Raw genomic sequence first — 15191 nt, forward strand, 5'->3', positions numbered from 1 at the left:
GAAATGTGAGGGTTGCTCATGAATCAGAATCTTCCTGTCGATCAAGTGTCCACTACGCGCCGGGAACCCACGCAACGTCGGAGCAGGGAACGCGTAGAGCGTATCCTTGGATGTGCGTCGGAACTGATCGAAAAGGCGGGAAGCGATTCCATGCGCATGAGCGACGTCGCAGAGATGGCCGGAATTTCCATCGGTTCGCTCTACCAGTACTTTCCAGACAAGGCTGCGATTATTCGCACTTTGGCGGAGCGTTATAATCTTGCCGGACAGGCATGCATTGCAGACGGTCTGGTCGGTGTTCGCGATAGTGCAGGATTAATCAAGGCTTTCGGCGAACTGATCGACATCTATTACGCCATGTTTCTGGCAGAGCCGGTGATGCGCGATATCTGGTCAGGTACGCAGGCGGACAAGGCGCTGCGCGATATCGATATTTCGGACAGCCGCATTAATGGGACGGTGTTGGCCAATGCACGTGAAAAGTCAGGCTCTCATTTGGGCAGGCAGGAACTGGAAAGCTCAAGCTTTCTCATCATGCAACTTGGCGAGGCCACGATGCGCCTCGCCATATCTGTTGAGCGCGGGGAAGGGGCTGCGCTTGTTGAGCACTTCAAACGCATGGCACTGCGCGAGATGGTCGAGACTTAGCTCGCAGCGGAAGCACCGAATTTTGATCGCATAAACTGAATATATTCGGCTTCTGATGTCTCGCGCCGAGCCCGTACCAAGGGCTTGATATCATCCGTTGCCACATAGCGGAGCTGGTCTGTTCCATCGGTAACTGCATCATGGATGACCTTTGCTACATCCTCTTCGGTCGCCAGGCGCTGCCCACGCATTGTTTCAAAAATTGCCAAGGATGACGTTACGAATGGCTCGTAATCCGGAATCGATTGCGCCTGTCCTGCTTCCGCACCACTACGTTGACCAAATTTCGTGCTGATAACGCCGCCGGGCTCCACTACCTTGACCGTGATACCAAGGCCGGACAATTCATAACTCAGCGCCTCGGAAAAGCCCTCAAGGGCAAATTTGCTGGCGCAGTAAAGGGAAATCATTGGCAATGTGAAGACGCCAGCGCCGGAGCTGACATTGATGATCACGCCGGCTTTATTGGTCCGGAAATGCGGCAGTATCGCCCGCGTGACCGACATGACGCCAAATACATTGACATCGAACTGCTCTTTGATCTTTTCTGGAGAGGTAGCTTCGAAAATGCCGAAAAGGCCGTAGCCCGCATTGTTGACCAGAGCATCAATGCGCCCGAAACGTTCAATCCCCGCTTCTATTGCGCTGGCAATGCTTGCCGGGTCCTCGACGTCCAGACGTGTCACCAGCACATTGTCCAGTTCGGCTAGCTCTTTGCCATCGCTGATGTTGCGCATCGTCGCGATGACATTCCAGCCTTGCCGTACGAAATAGCCGGTGGCTGTCTTGCCAAAGCCTGAAGAGCAGCCGGTTATCAGAACTGTCTTTGTCATTTTATCTTCCTGTAGATGGATGTGTTGCATTACGACCGAAAGCTAGTCATTGTCGATTGATGCGATAAGAGGCATATTTCGGCATAAGTCATTGCAGAAATCGGGATAATCAGTGACGAGCGATTTTCAGGAACTCAACGCAGTTGTCGCGCTGGCAACACATCGCAACTTCAGGATTGCGGCCTCCAATCTCGGTATGTCGCCGTCAGCGTTCAGCCGTGCGATTGGAGCTCTTGAAGAGCGCATGGGCGTTCGGCTTTTTCACCGCACAACACGCAGTGTTTCACTTTCCGAAGCTGGTGAGCAGTTTCTGGCGCGCGTTCAACCCGCTTTACGCGAGATATCTGACGCAATGGATGCAGCGAATATTTTCCGGGACACGCCTCGGGGAACGTTGCGTATCAATATGTCAGAACCGGCTGCCCGGCAGATATTTCACCCGCTGATACTGGAGTATTTGAAGCGCTACCCTGACATGAGCGTTGATCTGGTGGCTGAAGGCCGTCTCGTGGATATCGTGTCCGGAGGTTTTGATGCAGGTATCAGGCTTGCCGAAACGGTGCCGCAGGACATGATTGCAGTATCCATTGACCAAGGACAAAGAATGGTCGTCATGGGCTCTCCGGAATATTTTCAACGCAACGGAATGCCCAAATCTCCGAGTGACCTTTTGCGGCATGAGTGTATTCGCCTGCGCTTGCCCAGCGGAAAAATATACCGCTGGTCTTTTACAAAAAATGGCGAAGAAATCGTGCTGGACGTGAACGGGAGGCTGACACTCGATGCACCAAGCCTCATCGTTGATGCCGCCTTGGCTGGGGTAGGACTCGGGCATCTCAACCGCTGGTCGGTCCAGGATCACCTGAGGGAAGGTCAACTTGTTGAGGTTCTCGAAGATTGGCTGCCACCATTTCCCGGCTTGCAATTATATTATCCCGGTCATCGCCATATTTCTGCAGGACTTCGGGCGTTCATTGATCTTGTTCGCGAGGTAAATAGCCCTGCAAGGCGTCATAAGCGTGAGCCTTGATAGGCGAAAACCTCAGAATCACTTGCCTCATAAGCCGGATTGCACTAGCCAGTATTCAGATATTTTCATTCAGGAACGACAGACCAGCATGACTCTCGTTGATACCCGCACGCCCGAACCCAAGCGTTTTGTTTCAGGTGCCACAGGCGATTGGGAAATCGTCATCGGCATGGAAGTCCATGCCCAGATAACCTCCAATTCAAAACTGTTTTCTGGTGCCTCGACAACATTTGGTGCAGGCCCGAATGAGAATGTTTCGCTGGTGGACGCGGCAATGCCCGGCATGCTTCCCGTCATCAATGAATGGTGCGTGCGTCAGGCAGTGCGTACCGGTCTTGGCTTGAAGGCGCAGATCAACCTGAAGTCGGTCTTTGATCGCAAGAACTATTTTTATCCGGATTTGCCGCAGGGCTATCAGATTTCACAGTTCAAGCAGCCAATCGTCGGCGAAGGCACAATGATTATCTCCGTTGGTCCCGACAAGAAGGGCGAATTTGAAGATATTGAGATTGGCGTCGAGCGTCTGCATCTTGAGCAGGACGCCGGTAAGTCACTGCACGACCAAAACCCCACAATGTCCTATGTTGATTTGAATCGTTCGGGTGTTGCCCTGATGGAAATCGTATCGAAGCCGGATATGCGATCGTCCGATGAGGCCAAGGCATACCTGACCAAGCTGCGTACCATTGTGCGTTACCTAGGCACTTGCGACGGCAACATGGATGAGGGCTCCATGCGGGCCGACGTCAACGTTTCGGTTCGCAAACCGGGCGGCGAATTTGGCACGCGTTGTGAAATCAAGAATGTCAATTCCATCCGCTTTGTTGGTCAGGCGATCGAGTACGAAGCACGCCGCCAGATTGCCGTTTTGGAGGATGGTGGTTCCATTGATCAGGAGACACGCCTTTTCGATCCCGTGAAAGGCGAAACGCGGTCCATGCGCTCCAAGGAAGAAGCGCATGATTATCGCTATTTCCCCGATCCTGATCTGCTGCCGCTGGAATTTACACAGGCATATGTCGATGAATTGAAGGCAGACCTTCCCGAACTCCCCGACGACAAAAAGGCTCGTTTGGTCTCTGCGCTTGGCCTGTCCGTGTACGATGCATCCATCCTTGTGACCGAAAAAGCAATTGCCGATTACTATGAGGCGGTAGCCAAGGGACGGGACGGAAAACTATCTGCCAACTGGGTGATCAATGATCTTCTTGGTGCTTTGAACAAGGCAGGCAAGGGCATCGAGGAATCACCTGTTTCACCGGATCAGCTTGGCGGAATAATCGATCTCATCAAGGAAGGTGTTATCTCCGGCAAGATCGCCAAGGATCTTTTTGAGATCATCTGGAATGAAGGCGGCGATCCGCGTGACGTCGTTGAAAGCCGCGGTATGAAACAGGTCACTGATACCGGGGCTATCGAAAAGGCAGTTGATGAAATCATCGCCGCTAATCCGGATAAGGTTGAACAGGCTAAAGCCAAGCCAAGTCTGGCGGGCTGGTTTGTTGGTCAGGTGATGAAATCGACTGGTGGTAAAGCGAATCCGCAGGTTCTGAGCGATCTGGTCAAGGCGAAGCTGGGGATTACAGAGTAGATGTGGGTCCGCAGCGCAACCAAGGAAGATTTGAGCGCTGTCCACGACTTGCTGGTCGAGACTTGGCACGCCACTTATGACGATGTCTACGGCGTTGAAAAAGTCAACGAAATTACAGCTCGCTACCATTCGTTGGATGCACTCAAAAAGCAACTGGCCAAGCCCTATTCGGAATTCATTATCGCGGATGATGGAGCCGATATTATGGGTATGGCCTACGCTTCGCAGAAGGATCACAAGCTTTCGATCCTCAATCAGCTTTATGTTCATCCGGAACACCAAAAGAAAGGTGTCGGGTCATTGCTTCTGGCTGAGGTCGAAAGCGCGTTTCCGGGTGTCTTTGCCCTGCAGCTTGAAGTGATCGACAAGAATCGAAATGCTGTCGAATTTTACGAGAGCAGGGGATTTGAGAAAACCAGCACAAAGATTGATGACTGGGGCCAGCCAAATTCCGGCATATCAGTGATTGTTCTCGAAAAATCTCTCACCGGATACGAACTCGCACCATGAGTGTTGAAATTGGTCTGGGCTTTCGGGAAGCGACGATCGATGATCTGCCTGAACTCATAGCTCTGTTTGCCAATGATGCGGTTGGCGGCCATGGGGACACGACCGATGCGAGTGCGTTGCCAGATTATGAGCGTGCATTCGCTGCCATTAGCGATAGTCCCAATAACAGGCTTTTGGTCGGAGTCATCAACCGGGAGGTTGTTGCAACGGCGCAGATTACCTTCATCACCTCACTGACCGGCCGTGGTCGCAAGAGAATGGCAATAGAGGCCGTGCAGACCAGGGCTGATATGCGCGGACAAGGTATTGGCGCGCAGTTGATCAACTATTGCTTGCAGATTGGACGCGATCACGACGTCTCATTGGTGCAGCTGACGTCAAGCAATCAACGCCCGGATGCCCATCGCTTTTACGAACGCCTTGGCTTCGAGAAATCTCACGCGGGCTTCAAACTCAGTTTGAAAGCGGCTCCAGCGTCAACTTGACCCTTGCTATCGGCCAGTGATACGGCCATAAACCCGGTAACAAAACGACTTCGTTGCAAGCAGGATTGCTATGAAAAACCTCATTACCCAGATTTTCACATGGTGGAACGGCCAGACAATCGGTACCCGTTTCTTTACATGGCGCAAGGGCACGAAGGTTGGTGAAGACCAGTTTGGCAATGTCTATTACGAAGGCACGTTCGACTCTGAGGGCCGCAAGCGCCGCTGGGTCATCTATAATGGTTATGCGGAGGCTTCGGCGATTCCAGCAGGTTGGCATGGCTGGATGCATCACCGCGTTGCAACAGCGCCCTCGCAGGAAGATTACAAGCCGCATGCATGGGAAAAGAATCATCAGCAGAACCTGACAGGTTCCGCTGCTGCTTACCGCCCCAAAGGCTCGATTGCACATGGTGATAACCGCCCGGCAGTGACCGGCGATTACGATGCCTGGACGCCCGGAAACTAAACGGATTTTTTGTCGCCACAATTGATCTTTATCGACGGAGAGGAATCTTCGTCGTTATGCCAAACCGGAAGTGAAATGATCCGTCCGACCCAGTTCTTTCCCTTCTTCAAAGGCCAGTTCATTAGCAGACTTTTTGTCGGCGCGATTGCTTTGGCAGGCTTGACGGTTCCAAGCTTGGCGCAGGAAAAAATCACCAATCCTATTGCCGTGTTTTCCGGCCTGGACAAGATTACCGGCCGTATCACGACTTTCGACGTCTATATCAACGAAACGGTCCAGTTCGGTGCGCTGCAATTGACGCCGCGCGTTTGCTATACGCGCCCCGATACGGAAGCTCCCAAAACGGACACTTTCGTTGAAGTCGATGAGATCACGCTCGACCGTAAAATCCGCAAGATTTTTTCCGGCTGGATGTTTGCCGATAGCCCGGGGCTCAACGCTGTTGAACACCCGGTTTATGATGTCTGGCTCAAAGCCTGCAAACAGAAGTCAGATATACCAGCGCCCGATAAAAGCTGATCCTACATCGGTTTCGGGCAGTTAACGATCCATGGCGTGCCGAAGCGATCGGTAAACATGGCAAACTGCTGCGCCCATGATGTCTCGCCAAGGGGCATCATGATGCTTTCGGCTTCTTTCGATAAATCCGTGAACAGACGTTTTGCTTCATCCGGAGTGTCGATATTGATCGCGACGGTCATTCCCTGCGCCTTCTGAAAATAAGGCGGTGGCGCGTCCGAGCCCATCAATACATTGTCACCAATGGTCAACATGGCGTGCATGACATTCTTTGCAGATTCAGGTGGAAAGTCGCCACCTTCCGGCATTTCATCATAGCGTATTATGGCTTCTATCTTGCCGCCAAGAACTTTTTCGTAAAACTTGAAGGCTTCTTCACATTTGCCATCAAAGTTCAGATAAGCGTTGATTTTCATCATAATTCTCCTGTTCGGGATCGTTCCCAATCAGAGGACGAATGAAAAACAATAAATCCTACTCTTTGACGAAAATATTCTTGTCGTCAGAACTCTGCGGACTGGGCGAGGGCGTTCTCAAGCATCTTTTGATATTGACGGCGTGGGACTTCCACGGCGCCAAAGGTCTCTAGATGATCGGTGGTGAACTGTGTGTCGAGCAGCGTAAAGTTCTTTTCGATCAAATGGCTGACCAGATGAACCAGACACACTTTGGAAGCATCACGTTGGCGCGAGAACATGCTCTCGCCAAAGAATGCAGAGCCCAGTGATATGCCGTAAAGTCCGCCGACGAGTTTATCGTCATGCCAGGCTTCGACTGTGTGGCAATAGCCGAGTTCGAACAGCTTGCCATAGGCGTTGCGGATTGGCTGATTGATCCATGTGCGGGCACGCTCGCCACTGCCACTCGCACAGCCGGCAATGACCCCTTCAAAATCGGTATCGTAGCGAATATCGAACGTCGCCTTGCGTACAGTTTTGCGCAGGCTGCGGGATACATAAAAGTTTTCAAAGGGAATAATGCCACGCTTTTCCGGGCGAACCCAGAATACTTCCGGGTTATCGGCCTCTTCTGCCATGGGAAAGACCCCGGTTGCATAAGCTCGAAGCAGCAATTCGGGGTCCAGAATAAATGTTTGTTCCGGGTTTTTACCCGCCATTCCTGAGCCTTGGATTATTCTTCGGCTGTTTCGGGAGCGTCACCAGCCAGATATTTTTCAAGCCAATGAATGTCGTAGTCGCCATTGGCAATATCAGGATTGTTGATCAGGTCCTGAAACAGCGGCAGCGTTGTCTTGATACCGTCGACGACGAACTCGTCAAGAGCGCGACGAAGACGCATCATGCACTCAACGCGGTTGCGACCGTGTACAATCAGCTTACCGATAAGGCTGTCATAATATGGCGGGATTTTATAGCCCGTGTATACGCCTGAATCGACGCGGATGCCGAGCCCGCCCGGTGTATGCCAATGGGTGATCTTTCCGGGAGATGGCGCGAATGTACGCGGATCTTCAGCATTGATGCGGCATTCGATGGCATGGCCGGAGAAGCGGATATCTTCCTGTTTGACGGAAAGACCGCCACCGGATGCGACACGGATTTGCTCGTGCACAAGGTCAATGCCGGTAATTGCTTCGGTTACAGGATGCTCCACCTGAAGCCGGGTGTTCATTTCGATGAAATAGAACTCGCCGTTTTCATAGAGGAACTCAATTGTACCTGCACCGCGATAGCCCATGTCGGCCATCGCATTGGCACAGATCATGCCGATCTTTTCGCGAGCATCGGAATTGAGCGCAGGCGAGTTTGCCTCTTCCCAGACCTTCTGGTGGCGGCGCTGCAACGAGCAATCGCGTTCGCCCAAATGCACGGCATTACCGAAACCGTCGCCCATCACCTGAACTTCGATGTGGCGTGGCTTTTGCAGATATTTTTCAATGTAGACTGCATCGTCGCCGAATGCCGCGCCGGCTTCAGTCCGTGCAGTCGAGAGAGCAATAGAAAGCTCGTCTTCGTTCAGCGCGACCTTCATGCCGCGTCCGCCACCACCGGCAGAAGCCTTGATGATGACCGGATAGCCGATCTCTGCGCAGATGCGTGCAGCTTCCTTGTCATCCGTCACGCCGCCATCAGAGCCCGGAACAACGGGAATGCCAAGGCGCTTTGCAGTGCGCTTGGCTTCGATCTTGTCACCCATGACGCGTATATGCGCTGCGGTGGGGCCGATGAAGGTGATGTTATGCGCTTCAAGAATCTCAGCGAATTTTGCGTTTTCGGACAGAAAACCGTAGCCGGGATGGATTGCATCCGCACCGGTAATTTCGCAGGCAGCAACGATCTGATGAATGTTCAGGTAGCTATCGCGCGAGGGGGGCGGTCCAATACAGACGCTTTCATCGGCAAGGCGTACATGCATGGCATCCGCATCGGCGGTGGAGTGTACGGCAACCGTCTGAATGCCCAGCTCTTTGCATGCGCGAAGGACGCGCAAGGCAATTTCACCGCGATTGGCTATGAGTATTTTTTGAAACATTGCGTTCTCGATCCAGTAACGGTTCCGTCTATTCGATTACGACCAGAAACTCGCCATACTCTACAGGCTGGCTGTCCGAAACGAGGATCGAGGTGACAGTGCCAGCGCGAGGCGAGGCAATCTGGTTCATCGTCTTCATGGCTTCGATAATCAAAAGGGTCTGACCCTCTTTGACCTGCGTGCCGACCTCAATGAATGCGCGAGCGCCAGGAGCTGGTGACAGATAGACGGTTCCTACCATCGGGGAGGGTACGGCGTTCTTCGATGGGTCACCGACGGGTGCGGCAGGCGCTGCGGCTGCCGAAGGGGATGCAAGTGCTGCGGGCGCTGCTGCCTGTGCATAGACAGGAGCACTGGCCTGCATTGTTATTTGCCGTGATACGCGGATGCGCAGGTCACCCTGTTCAATCTCGATATCGGTAAGGTCTGTCTCATTCAGGATTTCCGCGAGATCGCGGATCATGACCTTGTCGATCCCGGTGGTTTTGGTAGCCATGCTTTTTCAAGCCCCTTATTGCTGTTTGGCGAATGCCGCTATTGTGGCGCCAGCTTAACGAGTGCGCGCAGACCCATCACGTAGCCATCAACTCCGAAGCCACATAGCACCCCTTTGGCCAAAGAGGAAACGTAGGAGTGATGACGAAATGGCTCGCGCGCGTGAATATTGGAAATGTGAACTTCCACCAGCGTTACACCTGCTGCACGAATAGCATCATGCAGTGCTATGGAAGTATGCGTATAGGCTGCAGGATTGATCAGCACCAAAGCGCGACGCTCTCCTGCTTCCTGAATCCAGTTCACGAGATCACCTTCGTGATTGGACTGGCGAAACTCGATATCGACACCGAGTTTCTCCCCTTCGGCCCGGCACAGTGCCTCGATATCGCTCAACGTCGTGGCACCATAAATCCCGGGTTCACGCTTTCCCAGCATGTTGAGATTTGGGCCATTGAGGATGAAGACTTGCTGTTTCATGTTTACCGGGCAGGTTGAAAGGTTCTGGTCCCATATAGACGGCTTATGTCCAAGCGGAAAGCCTGCAAATACGCCTTATTGCTTGTCCACAATTCGTTTTGGCAAGAAGCAACAACTATTTGTTGCGAATATGGCTGATTTTCTCTGCAAGAGCGTCCGCGCCAAGTGCTCCAGGTACAACCTCGTTGCCGATAATATAAGATGGCGTGCCGGTAATACTCAGGCTTTGCGCCAACTCGAAATTGGTGCGGAAAGCATTGGCGATCTCCGGTTGCTTCATGGTTTCGCGCATCTTGGCCTCATCCGCACCCAGCTTTACTGCAATGGCCATGGCAGAATCTTCAGTGGCACGACCTTCGGCGCCTAGAAGATCCCTGTGAAACTCCAAATACTTCTCTGGCATCAGAGTCTTGAAAGACTTGGCAACAAGATGGGCGCGTGTGGAGTCAGGGCCAAGGATTGGAAACTCTTTCATGACAAAACGCAGATTGGGATCGCTTTTGAGCAGCGCGTCCATGTCTGGCAAAGCTTTTTTGCAGTAGCCGCAATTATAGTCGAAGAATTCGACGATAGTTACATCGCCTTTGGGATTGCCGAAAACCGCATCCATCGGTGACTGGAAAAGCTTATCTTTGTTTTCACTGATAATTTCGGTGGAAGCTTGCTGCTGTGCAGCTTCCTGTTTCTCGTTCAGCGCGGTTTGTACTTCGATCATGACTTCCGGATTGTTGATAAGATAGTTCCGGACAATCCCCTCAATCTCGGTTCGGTCAATTGCCGGTGCTGCAACAGCTACCGGTTCAGGCGCAGCCAGCGCCATCTGTGAACGGCCAGCCTGATAGCCAAGCGCCAAAGCACCGATAGCGATAAGCCCGGCGGCGATGCCGATAAGTGGGGCCTTTGTCATGATATCTATCCCTTTTTATTCCACTGGCAGAATTCTGCCTTGGCAATCATTTGCTCTTGCTGCGCTTGGCATTGATTATGTCCTGCGCCTGTATCCACTCAGGGGAGCCCTTTGGCAAGGCACGCTGGGCACGGATCGCAAAGATTTGAGCGTCCTGAATTTTTCCGGAGTAGTATTTTTCTTCAGCGCTGGCCAGGTCTGAGCGCGCAGCATCGCCGAGCTGCCCATAGGCCTGTGCCAGATAGGCATAGCCTGCTGGAGATTCGCGGTCGCGACCAATACTGGCTTTCAACTCATTGACGGCGGTTTTCAGGTTTTCAGGCTTTCCGGTGAGCATCAATGTTCGCCCGTAATTCATACGTATCAGGCTGGATTTTCGTGTGTCGAGGCTGCCAGCTCGCTGGAAAGCTTTTGCTGCCAGATCAAGTTTGTTCTGCTTGAGCAGGATTTCTCCCCGAATTTCCTCGAAATAAGGGTTCTTTGGTTGCTGCTTGATCAAAGCGTCGATTTTACCAAGCGCCGACTCCGTAGATCCATTGAGGAAGGTTGCAATGGCATCACCGTAACGCGCGCCGATGTTGGACGGGTCCTTCCGGAAGATTTGCAGCACGCGTGCCCCACCAGCCGTATAGGCGGCAATTTTGCCACGCATGAGGTCGTGTCTTTGTTGCAGGGCAGGGCTGTCTTTCTTATCGAAATCTGGGCTTGCGTGAGCAAGTGTCTCAAGATTTGCAATACGTTCGCGTGGCATTGGATGGCTGATACGATAAGGATCAACCCGCGTACCGGTAAGAGAGAGAGCATTTGAGAAGCGCTCAAATGTCGTCAACATGCCCTTGGCCGATTGACCTGTACTGGCCAGATAAGTGATGGCAGAACGGTCAGCGGCCATCTCTTCGGTGCGTTGATAGTTCAGCAGATTACGCATCGCAACTTCCGGAGCACCCATGGCAATACCACCGCCAGCTTGAGCCAAACCACTCTGCTTGCTGGCCGCACCGGCAATCGCCGCACCTATGCCAAGCAATCCCGCGACGACAGCCATTGTTTTTGCTGCAGCAAGTTGCTCGCGCAGTTTAAATTGATGTCCACCGGCAAGATGTCCCGTTTCATGCGCCAATACACCGATGATTTCATTGGGCGTTTCCGCTTCAAGCAAAGCGCCCGTGTTAATGAAGATCCGCCTGCCATCAACAAAGGCGTTGAAACTGGGACTGTTGACCAGAACAATCTTGATTGACTGCTTGCCGAGACCAGCCGTTTTGATAATCGGTGCAGCGTAGTCTGTGACCAAAGCTTCGATTTCAGCGTCGCGCACAATCGGCACGGATGATGATTGCGCAAAGCCGTTGCCGGTTTGAATAAGGCAAAGAGCACTGGCCGTTACGGCAGCAATTGCTCCACGCATCAGACCTGCAAGAGGGGAAAGCGAAACTGTCTTTTGTAATACGATCATGCCTATTCGTACCCAAATCAATCTTCGAATGAAAGAGAGCTTATTGAAGCTCCTTGAATCGTGAAAAGTCGGTTTATTCGGGCAATATTACGATATTTTTGAAAGAAGATGCCCAAGACAAAGAAAAACCGGCAATCAGCCGGTTTTTCAATCTCAATAATTCAGGAGTTCTTAAAAGAAACCCTTCTTTTGCCACCAGCCTTTTTTAGGAGCTGGTTCATTGTCGGCCTTCTTGTCTTTTCCCGTGGACGTGATGACAGGTGTGCTGTCGTCAACCTTCTTTGGTGCGAGTGCTGCTTCAACCACAGGTTCCGGTGTCGGTTCAACTTTTGGTGCTGCAACTTCTACAACTGGTTCTGCAGCGACTGTCTCAGAAGCGGCGGCCGCTTCAGTCTTCTTTGTAGATTTACGCGGAGCACGCTTTGGCTTGACTGGAGCTTCTGCAGCCACTTCGGCTGTTGCCGGCACGTCTGCTGCCACGACCTCAGCTTTTTCAGCACTCGCCTTGGCACGGGAACGGCGTTTTGCCGGTGCTTTGACGGGTGCCTCTTCGATAACCGTCACCTCAATGGCGCTTGCATCTACAGGTTCCGGTGCAACGACGGGCGCTTCGGCAATTACAGGTGAGACATCTGCAAGCTTGGCTTTGGAGAAATCGGGAAGAGGGATGGAAACGAACACAGGTTCGGCATCCGGCACGGCTTTTGCAGTGCTGCGGTTTGCATCATCACCATCTTCGAAACGCTTATTCTTGCGCCCGCCGCGACGTCCGCGACGACGCTTCTTGCGCCGTTCATTCTCTTCTTCGCGGGCGGCTGCCTGTGCAGCATTTTCGCCTTCCACAGGTGGCTGGTCTGCATCATCTGCGTCTTCGTCACCTGCGGATGCCTGACTTTGGTCAGCGCCACCATTTTCATGGCGGTCGCGACCACCACGCCGACGCCGCTTGCGTTTGCGCTTACGGGATGCGTCATCATCCGAACGAACAGTTTCTGTGGCCACAGCCTCGGCTTCATCATCGATATCCTCAATGACCGGATCACTCTCGTCGAAATCATCCGCAATACCCAGCGCAGGTGTTTCTGAAAGCGGCACAACAGGTCCAAGCGCCAGCGATCCTTTGTCGATAGCAAAATGCTGAGCGCCCACGCTGTCATCAGCTTCGATGCTGATAGTCAGGCCAAAACGCGTTTCAAGATCGGCGAGGTTCTGGCGCTTCTGGTTCAACACATAGAGCGCAGTTGCGACGGTTGTCCGAACGATAATGTTATTCTGCGAGTGACGTAGCAGATATTCTTCAATCGACCGCATGACATGAAGCGCAATAGAGGAGGCGGAGCGGACATGGCCGGTGCCGCCACACATGGCGCAAACCTGCGTTGTGCTTTCCAGGACGCTGGCGCGGATGCGCTGACGCGACATCTCAAGCAGTCCGAAGTGCGAAATGCGTCCCACCTGAATGCGGGCGCGATCATCCTTGAGACAATCTTTCATCCGCTTTTCAACCGCACGGTTGTTGCGGTTTTCTTCCATATCGATGAAATCGATAACAATCAGGCCGGCAAGATCGCGCAGACGCAATTGGCGCGCTATTTCATCTGCCGCTTCCAGATTGGTCTGAAGGGCAGTGTCTTCAATCGAATGTTCGCGTGTTGAGCGACCGGAGTTGACGTCAATCGCAACCAGAGCTTCGGTCTGGTTGATGATGATGTAACCGCCTGACTTCAAGGTAACCTGCGGCTGCAGCATGCGGTCAAGCTGCGCTTCAATGCCGTTGCGGGCAAAGATCGGCGTCAGGTCGCGATAAGGCTGCACGACTTTGGCATGACTCGGCATGAGCATGCGCATGAAGTCTTTGGCTTCGCGATAACCATTCTCGCCAGCAACCTGAATCTCGGCAATGTCTTTATTATAAAGATCGCGGATCGAGCGCTTGATCAGGCTGCCTTCTTCGTAAACGAGGGTAGGTGCGCTGGACGCAAGTGTAAGGCTGCGCACGTTTTCCCACAAACGCATCAGATATTCATAGTCGCGCTTGACTTCAGGCTTGGTGCGCATGGCTCCGGCTGTGCGCAGGATAACGCCCATGCCTTTCGGCACTTCCAGATCCTTGACGATATCTTTCAGACGCTTGCGGTCCTGTATGCTGGTAATCTTGCGTGAAATGCCACCACCACGGGCGGTATTTGGCATGAGCACAGAATAGCGCCCGGCTAGCGAAAGATAGGTTGTAAGAGCCGCGCCTTTATTGCCGCGTTCTTCTTTAACCACCTGTACCAGCAATATCTGGCGGCGCTTGATCACGTCCTGAATGTTGTATTGGCGGCGCTGGAAACGCTGATGTGTTGGAACTTCTTCCATTGCATCTTCAGCACCGACGGACTCAACTTCGTCCAGCTCGTCGTGTGGCTCTTCCTTATCGTCGTTTGACCTATTGCGTGAACGCCTGGAGCGTGTTTCGCCGCCTTCCGATTCTACAATTTTGTCGTCATCTTCAGATGCATCATCTGAATCCGATGAGACAGCTTCCGATATGACATCTGTTTCAACAGCAGCAGCCATAGTCTGGCCATTACCATCATCATCAGGTGAAGCGTCGTCTTCGTTTTTCGGGAAGGGCTGCTCTGTATTCTCGGAAACTTCGCCAGCATCGATAGCGACTATGGTTTCATCATCGGACTCTGCGGAGTCGGACTTTACGGCGTCGTCACCCTGACGCGAACCGCGACGTCCGCGACGCCGATTGCGCGAACCACGATCATTGCGATCGCGCGTACGTTGCTCATTGGCATTTTCTTCGTGATCTTCATCCTGACTGGCGGCTTCCGCCTCAGCATCAATCAGTGCCTGACGATCAGCAACGGGTATCTGGTAATAGTCCGGATGGATTTCGCTGAACGCAAGGAAACCATGGCGATTGCCGCCATATTCCACGAAAGCGGCCTGAAGCGACGGCTCTACACGCGTTACACGCGCCAGATAGATATTGCCTTTGATTTGTTTCTTGTGTTCAGATTCGAAATCAAATTCTTCAATTCGATTGCCGCGAACCACGACAACCCGTGTTTCCTCCTGGTGGGAGGCGTCGATTAGCATTTTGTCCGACATTATATCTGCTCTCCCCGGCCAAAACGCTGGCAACGTCAGACAACCAGGAAACCCGTGGGGTTTCTGGTGCGGCGTGTTCACATTTACCGGATATATTAAAGTTCGCAGGAACAGACAGAACCGGCGTCGCGCGGAGCTGCCCTCGGGCAGCCGCGGCTTGCAAGCCG

At 52.8% G+C, this 15191-nt stretch carries 16 protein-coding genes; 7 read left to right on the forward strand and 9 right to left on the reverse strand.

What is annotated here, in order from left to right; genetic code table 11:
- Positions 1-18 precede the first annotated feature (18 nt).
- Complete coding sequence (locus tag PMI41_RS01015) at positions 19-648, forward strand: TetR/AcrR family transcriptional regulator (RefSeq protein WP_008120827.1); 630 nt, start codon at positions 19-21, stop codon at positions 646-648.
- On the opposite strand, the gene PMI41_RS01020 is transcribed toward PMI41_RS01015, so the two are convergent.
- Positions 645-1481: an SDR family oxidoreductase gene (locus PMI41_RS01020; RefSeq protein WP_008120828.1), complete on the reverse strand. Its 837-nt coding sequence runs from the start codon at positions 1479-1481 to the stop codon at positions 645-647. The genes PMI41_RS01015 and PMI41_RS01020 overlap by 4 nt on opposite strands.
- 112 nt (positions 1482-1593) lie before the next feature.
- Between PMI41_RS01020 and PMI41_RS01025 the strand changes: the two genes are divergently transcribed.
- From PMI41_RS01025 to PMI41_RS01050, 6 genes are all read left to right on the forward strand, one after another.
- Positions 1594-2511, forward strand: a complete 918-nt coding sequence (locus tag PMI41_RS01025; RefSeq protein WP_008120829.1) for a LysR family transcriptional regulator — start codon at positions 1594-1596, stop codon at positions 2509-2511.
- A gap of 88 nt (positions 2512-2599) precedes the next feature.
- Positions 2600-4102: an Asp-tRNA(Asn)/Glu-tRNA(Gln) amidotransferase subunit GatB gene (gene gatB, locus PMI41_RS01030; RefSeq protein WP_008120830.1), complete on the forward strand. Its 1503-nt coding sequence runs from the start codon at positions 2600-2602 to the stop codon at positions 4100-4102.
- Entirely contained in the window at positions 4103-4612 is a 510-nt protein-coding gene (locus tag PMI41_RS01035) for a GNAT family N-acetyltransferase (protein WP_008120831.1), read from the forward strand. It begins immediately after the preceding gene.
- A complete protein-coding gene (locus PMI41_RS01040; RefSeq protein ID WP_008120833.1) occupies positions 4609-5097 on the forward strand; it encodes a GNAT family N-acetyltransferase in 489 nt (162 codons plus the stop codon). The genes PMI41_RS01035 and PMI41_RS01040 overlap by 4 nt, the downstream gene beginning before the upstream one ends.
- 70 nt (positions 5098-5167) lie before the next feature.
- Complete coding sequence (locus tag PMI41_RS01045; RefSeq protein WP_008120835.1) at positions 5168-5566, forward strand: NADH:ubiquinone oxidoreductase subunit NDUFA12; 399 nt, start codon at positions 5168-5170, stop codon at positions 5564-5566.
- Between the two features lie 75 nt (positions 5567-5641).
- The gene (locus PMI41_RS01050) at positions 5642-6085 is read left to right on the forward strand and encodes a DUF2155 domain-containing protein (protein WP_008120837.1); all 444 of its coding nucleotides are present in this window, start codon (positions 5642-5644) and stop codon (positions 6083-6085) included.
- 2 nt (positions 6086-6087) lie between these two features.
- Here the strand turns inward: PMI41_RS01050 and PMI41_RS01055 are convergent, their stop codons facing one another.
- From PMI41_RS01055 to PMI41_RS01090, 8 genes are all read right to left on the reverse strand, one after another.
- Positions 6088-6504 carry a VOC family protein gene (locus PMI41_RS01055; protein ID WP_244423887.1) on the reverse strand — a complete coding sequence of 139 codons (417 nt, stop codon included), beginning with the start codon at positions 6502-6504 and terminating at the stop codon, positions 6088-6090.
- An 83-nt stretch (positions 6505-6587) separates the two neighbouring features.
- Positions 6588-7157, reverse strand: a complete 570-nt coding sequence (aat, locus tag PMI41_RS01060; RefSeq protein ID WP_040853423.1) for a leucyl/phenylalanyl-tRNA--protein transferase — start codon at positions 7155-7157, stop codon at positions 6588-6590.
- Positions 7158-7216: 59 nt separating this feature from the next.
- Positions 7217-8578, reverse strand: coding sequence for an acetyl-CoA carboxylase biotin carboxylase subunit (gene accC, locus PMI41_RS01065; protein ID WP_008120844.1), 1362 nt, complete (start codon positions 8576-8578; stop codon positions 7217-7219).
- Positions 8579-8606: 28 nt separating this feature from the next.
- On the reverse strand, positions 8607-9074 hold the full coding sequence (accB, locus tag PMI41_RS01070) for an acetyl-CoA carboxylase biotin carboxyl carrier protein (RefSeq protein WP_008120846.1): 468 nt from the start codon (positions 9072-9074) through the stop codon (positions 8607-8609).
- Positions 9075-9112: 38 nt separating this feature from the next.
- Positions 9113-9553, reverse strand: coding sequence for a type II 3-dehydroquinate dehydratase (gene aroQ, locus PMI41_RS01075; RefSeq protein WP_008120847.1), 441 nt, complete (start codon positions 9551-9553; stop codon positions 9113-9115).
- Between the two features lie 115 nt (positions 9554-9668).
- Positions 9669-10460 (reverse strand): DsbA family protein, encoded by a 792-nt coding sequence (locus tag PMI41_RS01080; RefSeq protein WP_008120849.1) that lies wholly within the window; start codon positions 10458-10460, stop codon positions 9669-9671.
- A 46-nt stretch (positions 10461-10506) separates the two neighbouring features.
- Entirely contained in the window at positions 10507-11916 is a 1410-nt protein-coding gene (locus PMI41_RS01085; protein ID WP_008120850.1) for a M48 family metalloprotease, read from the reverse strand.
- A 171-nt stretch (positions 11917-12087) separates the two neighbouring features.
- Positions 12088-15024: a ribonuclease E/G gene (locus PMI41_RS01090; protein ID WP_008120852.1), complete on the reverse strand. Its 2937-nt coding sequence runs from the start codon at positions 15022-15024 to the stop codon at positions 12088-12090.
- Between the last annotated feature and the right edge of the window lie 167 nt (positions 15025-15191).

Origin of the sequence: Phyllobacterium sp. YR531 (genome assembly GCF_000282595.1) — a bacterium.
GTDB lineage: Bacteria > Pseudomonadota > Alphaproteobacteria > Rhizobiales > Rhizobiaceae > Phyllobacterium.